Here is a 17,356-nt window from a genome sequence, read left to right as displayed (position 1 = left end):
CCACAGGTTCGCCATAGGCGTGGCTTACGAAAGGGTCGGTACCTTGGAACTTTCGCCCCGCCTTCGAGACCGCCTCATGCCCGTTCGCGCCCCCTTCCTGCCCGTTCTTGCCGCCGCTTTGGCGGGGACGTTCCTTATGGGTGGTGCCGCGCAGGCCCAGGGCGTGCTGCTGCCGCCGGGCGAGGTTCTCCGGCCGGGCGCGGGCGTGCCTGGCGCGGCGCAGCCCACGCCTTTCCAGTTGTTCTCGCCCCAGCAGGCCGTGCCCCAGCAGGCGGCGCCGCAAGCGAGCGCGCCTCAGATCGCAGCGCCCCAAACCGCCGCACCCCAGGCCAGCGCTCCGGCGCCGGCTGCCGCGCCCCAGGCTGCTGCCCCCCAGGCGGTGCCGCTTCCGGCCAAGCGCCCGGCCAGCGCCAATGCGGCGCCCGCCGCGCCCACCCAGATCGCGCCATCCCAGTCCGCATCGGCCGCAAAGCCCGGTCCGGTGACGCCCGGCCCTGTTGCGCCCACCCAGGGCGACCAGGACCGCGCGCCGATCGAGACCATCCAGAAGGTCTCGGACTATTGGAACAAGGTGCAGGTCCTGTCGGGAAACTTCGTGCAGGTGGACCCGGACGGCAGCCGCAAGACCGGCGACTTCTACATGCAGAAGCCCGGCCGCGTGCGCTTCGAATATAACGCGCCCGTGCCCATCGAGCTGATTTCCAACGGCCAGTCGGTGGCGGTGCGCGACCGCAAGCTGAACACGCAGGACATCACCCCGCTGTCCCAGACGCCGCTGCGTTTCCTTCTCGCGGACCGTGTCGATCTGGCAAATGACTCCCACGTGGTCGGCACCTACCAGGACAATCTCTACATCACCGTGGTGATGGAGGAGAAAGTGCCCATGATGGGCACCTATCGCCTGATGCTGCTGTTCGATGCGAAGACCTATGCGCTCAAGCAGTGGATCGTCACGGACCCGCAGGGCTACGACACGTCGGTGGCCATCTCCAACCTCGACTACGCGCGCCGGCCGGATCCCAAGCTGTTCGTGATCAATTTCGAGCGCATGCTGCAGTGACTGTCACTGGATGAGTTCCCTCCCCCGCAAGCAGGAGAGGGGGCTATGGCGCTCCCCTCGGGGCAGATTGCAAATAAACTCACAAATGATAATTGATTGAGAAAGGGCGCGGCCAAGGAGCCGCTGGGCCCGCATGGGGAGAGCCATGGCGGAGTACGAGGTCTCCATTCCTTCCGACGGCCTGGAGCTGTCGGGCGTCGTCTCCATCCCGGACGATTTGAAGGACGGCGAGTTGCGCGGCGCCTTCCTGGTGCTCCACGGCTTCGGCAGCACCAAGGAATCCGGCAATGTCATGGGTCCGGCCAAGCTCCTGAACGCGCTCGGCTACATCACGCTGCGCTTCGACATGCGCGGCTGCGGCACCAGCGGGGGCGAGCGGGGGAGGGTGATCTGCCTGGAGCAGGTGGCCGACACGCAGAATGCCGTCACCTTCCTCGCCACCCAGCGCGGGGTCGATCCCAAGCGCATCGCCGTGGTGGGCACCAGCTTCGGCGGGGCCGTGGCGGTCTATGCAGGCGGCGTGGACGAGCGCATCGCCGCGGTGATCTCCAACGGCGGCTGGGGCAATGGCGAGCGCAAGTTCCGCGGCCAGCATTCGACGCCGGACGCCTGGGCGCGCTTCATGAAGATCCTGGAGGACGGCCCGAAATACCGCGCCGCGCACGGCCGCTCGCTCATGGTGCCGCGCGATGCCATCGTGCCGGTGCCGGTCCATGTGAAGGATAATATGGCGAAGCAGGAGGTGAAGCTCTGGCCCGCCAACGCGCTCCAGGAATTCCCCGCCGAGACCGCCCAGAGCATGTTCGACTTCATGGCAGACGAGGTGGTGGGAAAGATCGCCCCGCGCCCGCTGCTCCTGCTCCACAGCGCGTCGGATTCGGTGACGCCCACCGAGCAGTCCATCTCTCTGTTCCAGCATGCCGGCCAGCCCGCCGAGATGCATCTGTTCAGCGATGCGGACCATTGGATGTTCTCGGAGGACAATCCGAGGGTGTGGGGGGTCATCCGCAACTGGCTGAAGGATTATTTCCCCGCGGTGGTGTGAGGACGCGCCGAAAGGGCGCCATCCCCGGGCTTGATCCGGGGATCCTCGGGGAAGAAGGGGCACCAGATGGCCGGGTCAGGCCCCGCCATGACGGCTCCGAACCGGCCTACTCCTCGTCGCCCGCAGTCACTTCGCGCGCCCTTATGATCAGCTTGTCCATCAGCCCTGAGAGGGTCTCAAGCTCGCCGGCCGTCAGCGCGGAAGCCAGAGCCCCGTAGTCAGTGGCGGCGCCGGGCCATGCGGTGGCGTGGAAAGCGATGCCGGCCGGCGTCAGGGTCAGGGGAATGCGCCGCCCGCCATGGGGATCCGGCGCGCCGGCGATCAGGTCGCGGCCCAGCAATTCCTTGACGCCCCGGTTCACCGCCATCTTCTCGAAACCCCACAAGGCGGTGATCTCGTTGGCGGAAAGGCCGGGCACGTGCGCCAGCGTCAGCAGCACGCGCCAGGCCACCAGGGAGAGGCCGGAATGCAGGCTCGGGTCCGCGTGGACGCGGCGGACCATGAGATAGGACAGCACATGGATGCGCCAGAGCAGGGAAAGCTCGGTGCGCAGCACCGCCTCCGCGCCGTTGAGGCGCGCCAGAGAACGGGCTTGCGCTTCCGCACGGCGGCTCCGGCGCGGCACTGCTGCGGCCATGATCTCTCCTGCTCCCCGGCGATGGTCCCCGTTCCTCATACCGGAACAGGGCCGTAACCGGAAAGCTGTCCAGCGGGCTACTTTGTGTCGAGCGTGCTCAGCAATTGCGCCTTCTCGGCAATGTCCACCTTCAAATGGGCGGCAAACGCGGAGGCGGGATAATAGAGATTCGGGCTGAGGCGCAGGTTCTTGGCGGTCTCCACATAGCGCGGGCTTGCGGCGGCTGCCTTGCAGGCCGCTTCCAGCCGCGTCTTGACGTCGGCGGGAACGCCCTTGGGCGCGAACAGGCCGCCGAAGCTGGTGGGCGTCACGTCGAAGCCCTGCTCCTTCACGGTGGGAACATCCGGGATGAGCGGGTTCCGCTGTTCGGCGAACAGGCCGATGATGCGCACCCGCCCTTCGGGCACTGAGGACAGGGTGATGGGCGCGAAATCGATCTGCGCGCCCATGAGCGCCGGCACGGTCTCGGCGTCGCCCTTATAGGGCACCTCCACCACCTTGATGTTCGCGGTCTTGGCCATTTCCAGCATGGTCAGATGCGGGATGGAGCCGCGCCCGGCATGGCCCCAGGTGAGCTTGTCCGGCGTCTTCCGTGCGGCCTCCACCAGATCCTTTACGGACTTGTAGGGCGAATCGTTGGGCACGATCAGCGCCATCTGGCTTTCGAAGGTCTGGCAGATGGGCTCCAGGGATTCGGCCGTGAAGCCGGCGGCCGGCTGCATCACCGGCACCACCGAGGCGATGAGCGCGGGCGAGAAGAGCAGGGTGTAGCCGTCGGGCTTGGCACGGGAGACCATGGCCCCGCCCACCGCGCCGCCGGCGCCGAGCCGGTTCAGCACCACCACCGGCTGCTTCAGGTTCGCCGAGAGCCCCTCGGAGAGGGCGCGCGCCAGCACGTCCGGCGTGCCGCCCGGGGCAAAGGTGACTGTTACCTCGATGGTCCGGTCGGGAAATTCCGCCGCGGCGATGCCCGGCGAGAGGAACGTGAAGGCGGCAAGCGCCAAAGCGATGCTTCTCGGCGTCATGTCATGTCCCCTTTGGGTGAAGTCCGTCCCAAGCGGCGCAGTCGTTGTGATGCCAATGTCTCATAATAATCAATATCAAATGTGACCCAGGGGCGCAGCGGAGAGACTTGGCTTCGAGGCTTGATCTAATATCAGATGTGATCTAATTGACCTATGCCGGCCTCTCAGGGGCCGACAGTTGAGGGCAGCATATTCCGATGATCAGGATCAACCGCCTGGCATTTGCCGCGTTCGCCTCGCCGGACACCGAGCAGCTTGCCGATTATTACGCCCAGGTCATCGGCCTTTCCGAGACCAGCCGCGCGCGCGGCACGATCCACCTCGCGAGCCCCCTGGGCGAGACCTGCGTGCTGCTCTCGCACGGCGATGCGACCGCCTGTCAGGCGCTGGCCTTCGAGACCAGCGCGGAAACCCCGCTCTGCGATCTCGCCAAATGGCTCGACGGGCACGGAATCGCCTCGGAGCTGCGGAGCGACCCGCACCCGGATATCGCAGCGGTGCTCGCCTTCCGCGACTACAATGGCACGGGCATCGAGCTGTTCAACGCGGCGCCCCCGCCCGCACTTGTGCCGCCGACGCCCGCCATCTCGCCACTGAAGCTCGGCCATGCGGCCTTCTATGTGAACGAGATCCACGAGGCGGTGAATTTCTACCGGAACATCCTCGGCTTCCGGATCGCCGACTGGATGGAGGACTTCTTCGTCTTCCTGCGCTGCGGGCCGGACCACCACACCTGCAACTTCATCGCCGCGCCGCGCCAGGGCATGCACCATATGGCCTTCGAGCTGAGGGACTGGGCGCATCTGCAGACCGCCTGCGACTGGCTCTCCCGCTCGGGCTACAAGCTCACCTGGGGGCCCGGGCGGCACGGCATCGGCCACAACATCTTCACCTATCACCGCAACCCGCAGGGCCAGATCGTCGAGCTGTTCACGGAATTGGACACCATGTCCAACGAGGAGCTTGGCTATTATGATCCGCGCCCCTGGCACAGGGACCGCCCGCAGCGCCCCAAGGTCTGGAGCGCGAAGGATGCGGTCAATCTCTGGGGCGACGGCCCGCCGCCCGGGCACCGGGACTGATCCCGGCGCTCGGTTCGACGGCACCCCCATATGCGGAGTTGAGGCGTCCCCATGAATGACAGTCCGTCCCCGGCGCCGAAGTCCGGCGCGCCGCTGCGCGATCCCGCTCACCTCCATGATCTGGTGGTGCGCATCTTCACGCGCGTCGGCAGCACCAAGGAAGATGCCGCGACCCTGGCCGACATGCTGGTCTGGTCCCATCTCACCGGCCGCGACGGCCACGGCGTGGTGCGCGTGCCCTGGTATGTGCAGATGGTCCGTACCGGCGAGCTGGATCCGGCCGGGCGTCTCGTGGTGGAGAAGCAGCTTCCCGCGACCCTGCTGCTGGACGCGAACCGCGCCGCCGGCCCGGTGGCGATGGTGGCGGCCACCGACATCGCCATCGCGCGGGCGCGGGAGCAGGGTGGCTGCTTCGCGCTGGTGAAGCGCACCACCCACACCGGGGCCATCGGCTATTACGCCCTGCGCGCGGCGGAGGCGGGCATGGCGGCCATCGTCATCTGCTCCGGCAAGCCCATCATGGCCTATCACGGGGCGAAGGTGGCGAGCGCGCCCACCAGCCCCATCGCCATGGCCGTGCCCGGCGGCGCCGGCGGGCCGATCCTTCTGGACATGGCGTCGAGCATCGCCTCCTTCGGCCGGCTGCGCCAGCTTGCGGCGCGGGACGCCGAAATCCCCGAGGGCTGGGCCCTGACCAAGGATGGAAAGCCCACCACGCGGGCCAAGGAAGGCGTCATCCCCCTGCCGCTGGGCGGGCCGAAGGGCTCGGGCCTCGCCCTGATGTTCGAGGCCATGACCGGGGTGCTCGCCGGCGCGCCGGTCCTGGCGCCCACCTTGGCCGATCCGGACGGGCCGGGGCGCGGGTCGAGCGCCATGCTCATGGTGATGGACATTGCCGCCTTCACCACGCGCGAAGCGTTCAACGCCGAGGTGGAGGCGTTGCGCGCCACCATCACGGCCCTGCCCCGGCAGGACGGGGTGGACGAGATTCTCCTTCCCGGTGACCGCTCCCGCGCCCTGGCCGCTGTTCGCGCCCGCGACGGCGTTCCGGTGCCCGACGCGCTGATGGCGGAGCTGGAAGCGCTGGCGGGCTGAAACTTGGACGCTCCGCCACATGGGCGGTCCAACGAGGTAAGGTGCAGAAGCACTTCGCGGGACCGCCCGGCGGCGTAGATCTGTGCTACGCCCTTGAAATCGTGCGCGGCAGCGTGCGCGAATCTCGCCTGCGTATCAGCGCGCCGCGAGACGGGGGGAATCATGGACAGCACGCCGCTCAGTGCCGCCTTGCGGCCTCGCCGCCTCATCTCCAAGCTGGCGACGGGCATCGCCGTGGCCTTGTCCGTGTGCTGCGGGGCTGGCCTGTCCGCCCAGGCGCAGACCCCCGCAGGCCGGATCGATCCCTCCGTGCGGCCGGACTTCCGCGAGCCGGTGACGCTGGCGAGCAAGGACGGCGTCCTGGAGGTTCGGCTCACCGGGCGCCAAAGCGAGGCCGTCCTCGACACGGTCGCTTCGCCAGTGAAGAACTTCCTCCTCTTCGATTATCAGGTGATCCGCGGCACCTCGTCGAACGGCCGCATGTCAGGCAGCAACCTCTATCCGGCGCCGACCTTGCAGGTGTTCCCCGGTGAGAGGCTGATCGTCCACCTGGACAACGCCCTCTCAAATCTCACCATCAGGGATTATTACAGTCCCCAGTACACGCCCAAGGGCCAGCAGGTTCCGCTCTATCCCGAGCAGATGACCTCATCGCCCATGAACCTTCATGTTCACGGGCTTCACGTGAGCCCGAAGGGGAATTCCGACAACGTCCTGCTGCACATCCCCGACGGCATGTCGAACACCTACGTCTACGACGTTCCCAAAAATATGCCGCAGGGGGCCTATTGGTATCACACGCACCTGCACGGCCTCACGGCGGCGCAGGTCTATACCGGCCTTGCCGGCCTGCTCTCCATCGGGCGCACGGATGGCAACCTGCCGCTGGTCACGCAGAACAACATTCCCATCCGGAACATGGCGCTCCAGTATAATTTCGTGTTCGATCGCGATGGCGGCCTCGCGCAGCTCAACAACGCGTACTGGCCGCAATTCGTCAGCACCATAACCCCGCCCAAAGGGGACGAGCTGGCCAAGGGCACCTACCGTCCGTTGCTGACGCCGGTCAATTTCAGCCAGTCCAAGGTGGGGGAGAAATACTTCACCATCTGGTACGAAGGCCCGCTCTCCATCCACAACATGCGCGGGCTCCTGCAGTTCATTCCGAGCAACCTGATGCGCTTCAGCGCGCTCGGCGGCCGGGCCGACCTGGATGTGCCGGCCGACCCATCGCTCCCCGACTACCAGCGCGACACGCAATTCACGGTCAACGGCCAGTTCCAGCCGGTGATCAAGAGCAAGGCCGGCCAGACGGAGATCTGGGTGCTCGCGAATATCAGCGACATCGCCTACATGAACGTCCAGCTCACGGAGACGGCGACCGGGCGGCACCCGAAGATCGCCATCGTCGGCCAGGACGGCAATCCCTACACCAAGGTCCATTATCCCGTCACCGATGACGGCACGCGGCTTCTGATCCCGCCGGCGAGCCGGTTCGCCATTGCGGTGACGATCCCCTCGGAGGGCGAGCTGATCCTTGAGATGCCGCCCCGCGGCGGCGGCGCCAAGACGGTCACGGCGCCCGGCGTGCTCTACACCAATGACGGCAGCGACAATCCTCCGGCGGTGCTCGGCAGCCTCAGCGTTCAGCCCTCCGGCGTGAGCTATGCCGACGGCTTTTTCGTCTTCCCGACCCAGGTGCTGGCCAAGGCTGTGCCCTCGGAAGGCAAAGGCGTGACCACCGCGTTCGCCGAAGGACAACAGCTCGGCGCCTACACCTCTTTTGAAGATCTCTCCGGCGTGGCTCCCGATTTGAAGCGGGAGATCAAGATTTCCGGAGGCTTCCTCAACAACCTCGTAAGCCCATCGGATTCGAAGGCGTTCATCTATGCTTTCGATGGCGGGGCATTTCCCAACGTGCCGCTGATCCAGCCCCGGCTCGGTTCGGTCGAGGAATGGAGGTTCGTCAATTACAACAATGACGAGCACCCCATCCACGTCCACGTCAACGACTTCCAGGTGACCGAATATTACGACCCCACCACCGGGCTTCGCACCGGCGCGGACAAATTCGGCGTGGACAATGCCAACGCCCCGGCGCCCACCATGCTCGGCGACGAAAGCGTGGTGGAGCCCGGCATTCTCGAGATCCGCACCAAGTTCGAGGACTATACGGGCATCTTCGTGCTGCACTGCCACCGGCTGAACCACGAGGATAACGGGCTGATGATGCTCGTGAGCGTCATCCCCGCGGTCTCCAGTTATGCGGTGGCGGTGCCGGGCGCTCCGGGCAAGGCGGCCGAGGTGCGCATCTATGACGGCAACGGCGACCGGCTCCTCGCCACGCTCACCCCGTTCCCCGGATACGAAGGCAGTGTCAGCGTCGCCATGGGGGATGTGGACGATGACGGCGTGCTGGACCTGATCGTCGGCACCGGCAAGGACCGCGCGCCTGAGGTTGTGGCCTATGCGGGCCAGGGCAAAGACGGGAAAGGCCCGTTTGCGACCGAGCTTACGCGCTTCCAGCCCTTCGCCGCCGAGGCGCGCGGCGGGGTCAGCGTGGCGGCGGCGCAGATCGACGGGACGAGCGCTGACAACATCGTCGTGGGGTCCGGCCCCGGCATCCCGAGCGAGGTCCGGGTTTATGGCTCCGCGCTGCCGTCAGCGCCGGGCACAGCGCCGGCGCTCTTCTCGAGCTTCAGCCCCTATGCCGGCGACCGCTCCGGCGTGAGCATCGCCACCGGCTTCGTGGATTATGCGACGGGCCGCTTCAGCATCGTCACCGCGCTGGGCGCCGGCACGCGGGCCGAGGTGAAGGTGTTCGCCTTCCCGCTGCTGAAGCCCGTGGACAATGGCGCCAGCCAGGCCGCAGCGCATGGCGGAATACATGGGGCCGAGCCGGACAAGCCCACTTTGACCGCCGCCTTCGTGCCGTTCGGGGATGCCTATAAGGACGGCGTTTCCCTCAGCACGGGCTGGCTTGCCGGTTCGCTCGGCGGGGCGGAGCGGATCGTGGTCAGCCAGCTCGCCCAGGCGGGCACGGTGAAGGTCTTCTCCAGCGGCTCGGCCCTGGATGGCGGCCCCGCCCTCTATCTCCACAGCCCGGTGGAGCATGGCCATGGCCCGACCTTCCGCGAGATCGCAAGCTTCGAGCCGTTCGGCGGAACGTCCGGCACGCGGGTCGCCACCACGAGCACGACCACGGGCGCCAACCTGCTGGTGAGCGGCATCGCGTCGCCGAGCGGGGGCGCGCGCGTCCTGAAGTACGATTTCATCAGGCCGGACGCCGAGGCGACGACGCTGAAGCCTGTGCCTCTCGGGGAGGTCTTCTCGGGGGCAGGGACACAGCCTGTGATGCTCGGCGGAGACTGATTCCTCACCAAGTTGCGCTCGGGGGAGGCGGGCTAAAGCCGCTGTCCCCCCATCGCCTCCTTGAGCCGCAGTGCGGCGGCGCGGCCGATGGCGAGGGGCTCGGCCATGCCCATCAGGGTCAGGCGGACGTCGTCCCGTGTGCGCGCCTCGATCTGGCGCAGGCGGTCGCGATTGATCATCAGCGAACGGCCGAGGCGCAGGAAGGGCGGGGAGGGCAGCAGACCCTCGAAATGGCCCAGCGTGCGCCAGATCATCAGCGGCGGCTGGTCGGCCAGGAGAACGCGGGTGAAGTCGCCGTCCGCCTTCAATGCAGCAATGTCGGCGGGCGCGGCGAGGACGGTGCGGCTCGGCGTGCGCAGTTCGATGAGGCCGGCCTCGCTTTTGCCGACCTTGTCCACGACCAGCCGCTGGACCCGTCCCAGCGCTTCCGCGAGGCGCTCCGGCGCCACGGGCTTGAGGAGATAGTCCACGGCCTCCACGGCGAAGGCTTCCACCGCATGCTCCGCATAGGCGGTCACGAACACCACCTTGGGCGGGTTCTCCAGCGCCGCGAGGAGGTCAAAGCCATCGCCCCCGTCCAGCTCGATGTCGAGGAAGACGAGGTCCGGCTGGGTGCGCAGGATCGCGTCCATGGCTTCAGTGACGCTCTCCGCCTCCCCGAGGATCTCCACCGTCGGATGGGAGGCGAGAAGGCGCCGCATGGCACGGCGGGCGAGGGGTTCGTCATCGACGATCAGGACCCGGAGCACGGCTCACCCTCCAGCACCAAGGTTGCGACCACCCGGCTTTCACTGGGGTGCTCGGCGTCGCCACCGGCTTCGCTCAAGGTGAAGGTATGCCGCCCGGGATAATGCACGTCCAGCCGCCGCCGCACATTCTTGAGCCCGATGCCCCGTCCGCGCCGCCGTCCGGTGGCGCCATCCAGCGTTCCCGTATTGACGATCACCACCTTCAGGGCATTCGCCACCAGCGCGATATTGATCCCCACCTCCAGGTGCCCGCCCCGGGCGCCGTGCTTCACCGCATTCTCCACCAGGGGCTGAAGCAGGAAGTTGGCGATGGGGCGCATCGATGCCGCGTGGTCCGTGTGGAGATGGGTGCGCAGCTTCTTGCCGAACCGCGCCTCCTGGATGCGCAGATAGGCGGCGAGCGAGGCCACCTCCGCATGCACCGGCACCACCGGCGTGTCGATGCCCGCGAGCGAGTGGCGCAGATAGTCGGTGAGGTCGCGCATCATGGCGAGCGCGGCGTGGGGATGCTCCGGGATTTCCTCTGCGACCCCATTCAGGGCGTTGAACAGGAAATGCGGATCGAGCTGCATCCGCAACTGCTGGATCTCGGCGCGCAGCGCCTCCGCCTCCGCCACCATGGTCCTCTGATGGTCCGCCCGCCGGTCCAGCTCGGCGCGCATCCAGAAATAGCAGATGCTCCAGCCCGAGAGCACGAAGCTGTAATGGATCAGCGGCACCGCCACTTCGTCGAACGGATGCCATAAGGGAATGCTCCAGCCCGACACCTGCCGGATGCCCGCGACCACGCTCACCACCACCACCGCCGACGCGGTGGAGAAGGCAACGATGATGGCGAGGGAGGCCGTGCTGAGGCGCGTGCCGGGGATGGTGCGGGCATAGACCGCCCGCAGACCGGTGGAGAGCAGCACGAGGACGGGGCAGACCATGACCGTGATGGCCAGCGCGATGGGAAAGCTGTGATAGGTGAGCTGCCGGTTCACCAGGTCCACCACAGCGAACAGGCCCCAGCCGATGATCTGCGCCTGCCAGAAGAGGGGCAGGCCATGCCACCAGGCGCGCACCTTCTCCTTCAGCGGGGCCTGCATGGGGGGCAAGGGGAGGTCTCCGGACGCGCTGGCGGAGCGCGGCGCCAGCAAAGTCCATTCCGCAGCGCCGGGCAAGATGGCCGCTGGGGAAACCTTATGCCGGCAAACGCCGAAGCGTGCGCCGGGCTCGGCGTTTTTCCTGCCGCGTTCATCGAGTGCGCGCGCCCCACCCGGTGCACATTCCCAAACGCCATGACATCACTTTCCCAACTTCAACGGGGCGCGACGCGCGCCTCCGCAGGGGAGCGACACCAATGGCGAACATCGACTACACCGTGGCCGACGACTGGGGCTCTGGCTTCGTGGCCAGCATGACCGTTCCTGGCGGCGCTGAAGGCCTCGATGGCTGGACGGTGGAGTTTGAGGCGACCTTCGACATTTCCAACATCTGGAATGCGGAGATCGTCAGCCATGTGGGCAATCATTACGTGGTGCGCGCGGCCGCCTGGAATGGCGACGTGCCGGCGGGAGGCGCCATCTCCTTCGGCTTCCAGGCCGCCCCAGGGCCGGGCGCTGGCGGCAAGGCCGCGACCGGCTTCGTGCTGAACGGCGAAGGCTCCGGCACGCCGCAGGAGCCCGAAGGGCCGGGCGAGGATCCCGGTGAAGATCCGGGTGAGAATCCGGGCGAAAACCCTGGGGAGAATCCCGGCACCGGCGAGCCCGGCCGCATCTTCCATGTCACCACCAATGGGGCGGACATCGTTGGCTTCGACCCGGCCAAGGACAAGCTCGATTTCGGCGATGTCAGCGTCCACAACTTCATCGTCGTGGACACGCCCCAGGGCGTGGGCTTCCTGAACCCCTGGTCGGGCGAGGTGGCCGTGGTGGTCGGCGTCTCCCTGTCCCAGCTCACCATCGACAATTTCACGCCCATCCAGAACGACCATCTGCGCCAGGACCTCTCCGGCGCGCTCGCCTGGGAGCAGGGCGTCACGCCCGAGCCCCACACCGTCTATGCCCGCTCGCACGAGATCGGCCAGATCGACCGCGTCGCGTTCGACCCGGCCACCGACACCGTGGACTTCCGCTATTTCGGCACCCGCGAGCAGATCTACATGGAGGACAGCCCTGACGGGGTGGTGATCTCCAATTCCGGCACGGGGCAGGCGCTCATCCTTCTGGGCGTCACCAAAGCCGAGCTGTCGGTGGAAAATTTCGTGTTCCACTTCGCCCAGGTGCGCGAGGACCGCGTCGCCCTGCAGCTCGGCCTCGGCCCGGTGCCCGACGACCATGTGCTGCCCCAGGGCGTGCCCGTGGCCGGCACCAATGAGTGGCCGGACGGCGCCGGCGGCGGCACGCCGCCCTCGGGCGAGGTGGGCGTCACCACCGTGATCGGATGGCATTACGGCACCGACACGGTGATCGACTTCAACCCGGCCGCGGACAAGCTCGATTTCGGCTGGTTCAAGGATTACGAATTCACCGTCACCGAGGTGGATGGCTCCACCGTGATCTCCATCACGGGGAACAACCAGACCTACACGCTCGAGGGGGTCTCCCTCTATGAGCTGGAGTTCAACAACATCATCGCGCTGGACAATAGCGCGCGCACCGAATGGCAGGGGCTGATCAACAATGCCACTCCGCCGGCCGCCTTGCCCGTGCTGTCGGTGGACGACGGCGCGGTGAGCGAGGGCGATGCGGGCACCACCCACATCATGTTCACGGTCACCCTGTCTGCGCCCTCCACCAGCCCCGTCACCGTGAGCTATTCCACCCTCAACGGCACCGCCACCGCCGGCCAGGACTACGCCTCCACCGTGGGCACCATCACGTTTGCGCCCGGCGAGACCTCCAAGATGATCCATGTGGAGGTGGCGGGCGATGCCCTCGTCGAGCTGGACGAGCGCTTCAGCCTGCATCTCTCCTCGCCCACCAATGCCACCATCATGGACGGGTCGGCGGTGGGCACCATCGTCAATGACGACATCGACGATACGCCGGAGACGCTGCCGGCCGTGTCCATCGCGGACATGGCGGTGGCCGAGGGCAATGGCGAGCACATGCACTTCATGTTCACGGTGACGCTGGACAAGGCGTCCACCGAGCCCGTGACCGTGCAGTACGCCACCTCCAACGGCACGGCCATCGCCGGCTCGGACTATGCAGGGACCACCGGCACCATCACGTTCGCCCCCGGCGAGACGTCCAAGATGGTGCATGTGGACATCATGGGCGACACGGCGGCGGAGGCGGACGAGACCTTCACCGTGACTCTCTCCCAGCCCGCCGGCGCCACCATTGCGGACGGCATCGCCATCGGCACCATCCTCAATGACGACGCGGTCGCCCCGGTGGTTCCGGCGCTCTCCATCGGCGATGTCTCCATCGTCGAGGGGAATGCCGGCACGTCCGTGCTCATGTTCATGGTGACCCTGTCCCAGGCCGCGACCGGCCTGGTGACGGTGCAGTACGGCACGGCCAACGGCACGGCGACCGCCGGGTCCGACTATGCGGCGCTGTCCGGCACGCTGACCTTCGCGGCGGGCGAGACCTCCAAGATGGTCCATGTCACGGTGAATGGCGACACGGCGGTGGAGGCCAACGAGACCTTCACGGTCGCGCTCTCCAACGCCACCGGCGCCACCATCGCGGACGGCTCGGCCACCGGCACCATCACCAATGACGACGTGGTGGCGCCGGTCCTGCCGGCGCTCTCCATTGGCGATGTCTCCATCGCCGAGGGCAATGCCGGCACGTCCGTGCTGATGTTCATGGTGACCCTGTCCCAGGCCGCGACCGGCCCGGTGACGGTGCAGTACGGCACGTCCAACGGCACCGCGACCGCTGGCTCGGACTATGCGGCGCTGTCCGGCACGCTGACCTTTGCGGCGGGCGAGACCTCCAAGATGGTCCATGTCACGGTGAATGGCGACACGGCCGTGGAGGCGAACGAGACGTTCCTCGTGAACCTCTCCAACGCCACCGGCGCGACCATTGCGGACGGCGCGGCCACGGGCACCATCACCAATGACGACGTGGCCGTTCCGCCCACCGGCGGCGCCTCCGTGGACTATGACGTCAACGACAATTGGGGCGCGGGCTTCGTTGCCGGCATGACGGTGGAGGCGGGCGCCTCCGCCCTCAATGGCTGGACGGTGGCGTTCGATGCCTCTTTCAACATCACCAACATCTGGAATGCCGAGATCGTCAGCCATGTGGGCAACCATTATGTGATCCGCAACGCGGCCTGGAACGGGGCGGTGGGCGCCAACCAGGACGTCTCCTTCGGCTTCCAGGCGACCCCCGGCAGCGGCGGCACCACCGCCACCGGCTTCACCATCAATGGGGTGCCTTCGGGCGGCGATCCCGAGCCGGTCCTGCCGACCCTGTCGGTGGGCGATGCGACCGTGACCGAGGGCAATGCGGGCACCACGCAGCTCATGTTCATGGTGACCCTGTCTGCCGCCTCCACGACGCCGGTGACGGTGTCCTACGGCACGGCCAACGGGACGGCGACCGCCGGGTCCGATTATGCCGGGCTGTCCGGCACCCTGACCTTCGCGCCGGGCGAAACCTCCAAGATGATCCACGTCACGGTGAACGGCGACGTGGTGGTGGAGGGCAACGAGACGCTGACCCTCACTTTGTCCGCGCCGAGCGGCGCGACCATCGCCGATGGGTCGGCCACCGGCACCCTCACCAATGACGATGTGGCGGCCCCGGTGCCGACCCTGTCGGTGGGCGATGCGACCGTGACCGAGGGCAATGCGGGCACCACGCAGCTCATGTTCATGGTGACCCTGTCCGCCGCTTCCACGACGTCGGTGACGGTGTCCTATGGGACCGCCAACGGCACGGCGCTCGCCGGGTCCGACTATGCGGCGCTGTCAGGCACGCTCACCTTCGCGCCGGGCGAGACCTCCAAGATGGTCCACGTCACGGTGAACGGCGACGTGGTGGTGGAAGGCAACGAGACACTGACCCTCGCCTTGTCCGCGCCGAGCGGGGCGACCATCGCCGATGGCTCGGCCACCGGCACGATCACTAATGACGACGTGGCGGCGCCGCTGCCGACACTCTCGGTGGGTGACATCACCTTCGCCGAGGGTGCGGACGGCGCGCCGGGCCAAGGCATGTTCCTGATCACGCTCTCGGCTGCCTCGACCACGGCGGTGACGGTGAACTTCGCCACGGCAGACGGCACCGCACATGCCGGCAGCGACTATGTGGCAAACTCCGGTGCCATCACGTTCGCGCCCGGCGAGACCTCGAAGATGGTCCATGTCTCGGCCATCGGCGATGGCGTCGTCGAGCCGAACAAGGCCTTCTCGCTGGTGCTGACCGCCCCCACCGGGGCAACCATCGCCGACGGCACGGCCACCGGCACCATCACCAATGATGACACCGCCGGCCCGCAGCCCACCCAGCCGACCCTCAACGTCTCCGACGTAACGGTGACGGAGGGCAACCCGGCCACGGGCGCGGCGGCCTCGGGCTGGTTCTCCACCGAGGGCAACCAGATCGTCGATGCCGATGGCAACACCGTGCAGATCGCGGGCGTGAACTGGTTCGGCTTCGAATCCAGCAATGCCTCGCCCCACGGCATCTGGACGCGCAGCTACAAAGAGATGATGGACCAGATGAAGGATCTGGGCTTCAACACCATCCGGCTGCCCTTCGCCACGGACATGCTGCACAGCAATTCCGCGGCCGGCATCGACTTCTTCCAGAACCCGGATCTGCAAGGGCTCACCCCGCTCCAGATCATGGACAAGATCGTCGATTATGCCGGGGACATCGGGATGAAGATCATCCTCGATCACCATCGCTCCAATTTCGGCGGCGGCACGTCCGACAACGGCCTCTGGTACGACAGCGCCCATCCGGAATCCCAGTGGATCTCCGATTGGCAGATGCTGGCGCAGCGCTATGCGAACGACCCCACCGTCATCGGCGCGGACCTGCACAACGAGCCCTATAACGGCACCTGGGGCGGCGGCGGGCCGAACGACTGGGCGGCGGCGGCCGAGCGGGCCGGCAATGCCATCGGCGCGGTCAATCCCAACTGGCTGATCTTCGTCGAGGGTGTCGGCACCTATGACGGCGACAGCTACTGGTGGGGCGGCAACCTCGAAGGCGTGCGCGACCGGCCCATCGATCTCAACCTCGACAACAAGCTGGTCTATTCGGCCCACGATTACGGCAACTCGGTCTATCCGCAGAGCTGGTTCCAGAATCCCGATTTCGCCCAGCACCTGCCGGAGGTGTTCGACGAGGCGTGGGGCTATATCTACCGCGAGGGGATCGCGCCGGTTTATATCGGCGAGTTCGGCGCCAAGCTGGAGGACCCGAAGGACGCCCCGTGGCTGGAGGCGCTCACCTCCTACATGTCGGGCGACTTCAACAATGACGGCGTCTCCGACATTCCGGACACCGACCAGGGCATCAGCTGGACCTACTGGTCCTGGAACCCGAACTCGGTGGATACGGGCGGCATCCTGAAGGACGACTGGCGCACCGTGCACACGGAGAAGCTCGCTTTCCTCGAGCCCATCCAATTCGACTTCGAGAACGATGTGCCCGGCGGCGAGGGGGGCGATCCCGGCGACCAGAACCATGCCGCCTTCGTGGTGACGCTCTCCGAGGCCTCCGCCGACGCGGTGACGGTGGACTACCACACCATCGCCGGCGATGCGGACGCGAGCGACTTCACCTCGGTCAGCGGCACGCTCACCTTCGCGCCCGGCGAGACCACCAAGACCATCCTGGTCCCGGTGACGGCGGATGCGAACGACGAGCCGAACGAGCACTTCAACCTCGTGCTCACCGACGCCCATGGCGCGGTGCTCGGCATCGCGCAGGGCATCGCCACCATCACCGATGACGACACGGCGCCCACCACCCCGACGGACCCCGGCACGGGCGGCCCTGGCAATCCCGGTGGCCCTGGCCACGAGCCCTCGGGTGATCTGGAAGCCCTGCTCTCGCTGGTGGATTCCTGGAGCGGCGGCTTCAACGCCTCCATCGCCATCCACAATGAGGGGGCGGCGACGACTGGCTGGGAGATGCATATCGACATGCCGTACCAGATCACGGACATCTGGAACGCCGAGATCGTCTCCCACGATGCGGACGGCTACGTCATCCGCAACGCCGCCTGGAACGGCGCCATCGGCCACGATGCGGATGTGAGCTTCGGCTTTGTCGGGACGGGACAGTTCAACCCGTCCCAGGTGGACATCCTCATCTGATCGCCCGAC

General features: G+C 67.0%; 10 protein-coding genes. 6 read left to right on the top strand and 4 right to left on the bottom strand.

The window, feature by feature from the left end:
* Positions 1–76 precede the first annotated feature (76 nt).
* Entirely contained in the window at positions 77–1,060 is a 984-nt protein-coding gene (locus tag ABLE91_RS22905; protein ID WP_348934611.1) for an outer-membrane lipoprotein carrier protein LolA, read from the top strand.
* A 145-nt stretch (positions 1,061–1,205) separates the two neighbouring features.
* Positions 1,206–2,105, top strand: a complete 900-nt coding sequence (locus tag ABLE91_RS22900; protein WP_348934608.1) for an alpha/beta hydrolase — start codon at positions 1,206–1,208, stop codon at positions 2,103–2,105.
* 106 nt (positions 2,106–2,211) lie between these two features.
* Here ABLE91_RS22900 and ABLE91_RS22895 read toward each other — a convergent pair whose 3' ends face one another.
* Positions 2,212–2,742 (bottom strand): MarR family winged helix-turn-helix transcriptional regulator, encoded by a 531-nt coding sequence (locus ABLE91_RS22895; RefSeq protein WP_348934606.1) that lies wholly within the window; start codon positions 2,740–2,742, stop codon positions 2,212–2,214.
* A gap of 77 nt (positions 2,743–2,819) precedes the next feature.
* Positions 2,820–3,767 (bottom strand): tripartite tricarboxylate transporter substrate binding protein, encoded by a 948-nt coding sequence (locus tag ABLE91_RS22890; protein ID WP_348934603.1) that lies wholly within the window; start codon positions 3,765–3,767, stop codon positions 2,820–2,822.
* 197 nt (positions 3,768–3,964) lie between these two features.
* On the opposite strand from ABLE91_RS22890, the gene ABLE91_RS22885 reads away from it, so the two are divergent.
* The 3 genes from ABLE91_RS22885 to ABLE91_RS22875 all read left to right on the top strand — a co-directional run bounded on the left by ABLE91_RS22885 (position 3,965) and on the right by ABLE91_RS22875 (position 9,316).
* The gene (locus ABLE91_RS22885) at positions 3,965–4,849 is read left to right on the top strand and encodes a VOC family protein (RefSeq protein WP_348934600.1); all 885 of its coding nucleotides are present in this window, start codon (positions 3,965–3,967) and stop codon (positions 4,847–4,849) included.
* Positions 4,850–4,900: 51 nt separating this feature from the next.
* On the top strand, positions 4,901–5,944 hold the full coding sequence (locus ABLE91_RS22880) for an Ldh family oxidoreductase (RefSeq protein WP_348934597.1): 1,044 nt from the start codon (positions 4,901–4,903) through the stop codon (positions 5,942–5,944).
* Between the two features lie 162 nt (positions 5,945–6,106).
* A complete protein-coding gene (locus ABLE91_RS22875) occupies positions 6,107–9,316 on the top strand; it encodes a multicopper oxidase family protein (RefSeq protein WP_348934595.1) in 3,210 nt (1,069 codons plus the stop codon).
* A gap of 32 nt (positions 9,317–9,348) precedes the next feature.
* Here the strand turns inward: ABLE91_RS22875 and ABLE91_RS22870 are convergent, their stop codons facing one another.
* The gene (locus tag ABLE91_RS22870; protein ID WP_348934593.1) at positions 9,349–10,065 is read right to left on the bottom strand and encodes a LytR/AlgR family response regulator transcription factor; all 717 of its coding nucleotides are present in this window, start codon (positions 10,063–10,065) and stop codon (positions 9,349–9,351) included.
* Entirely contained in the window at positions 10,050–11,153 is a 1,104-nt protein-coding gene (locus tag ABLE91_RS22865; RefSeq protein WP_348934781.1) for a sensor histidine kinase, read from the bottom strand. The genes ABLE91_RS22870 and ABLE91_RS22865 overlap by 16 nt, the downstream gene beginning before the upstream one ends.
* Positions 11,154–11,407: 254 nt before the next feature.
* On the opposite strand from ABLE91_RS22865, the gene ABLE91_RS22860 reads away from it, so the two are divergent.
* Complete coding sequence (locus tag ABLE91_RS22860) at positions 11,408–17,347, top strand: Calx-beta domain-containing protein (protein ID WP_348934591.1); 5,940 nt, start codon at positions 11,408–11,410, stop codon at positions 17,345–17,347.
* The last annotated feature ends 9 nt before the right edge of the window (positions 17,348–17,356 follow it).

The sequence above is a fragment of the Aquabacter albus genome (assembly GCF_040049275.1).
Lineage (GTDB): Bacteria > Pseudomonadota > Alphaproteobacteria > Rhizobiales > Xanthobacteraceae > Aquabacter.
The sequence above is the reverse complement of the archived record's forward strand: the minus strand, read 5'-3'. Positions and strand labels throughout refer to the sequence as shown.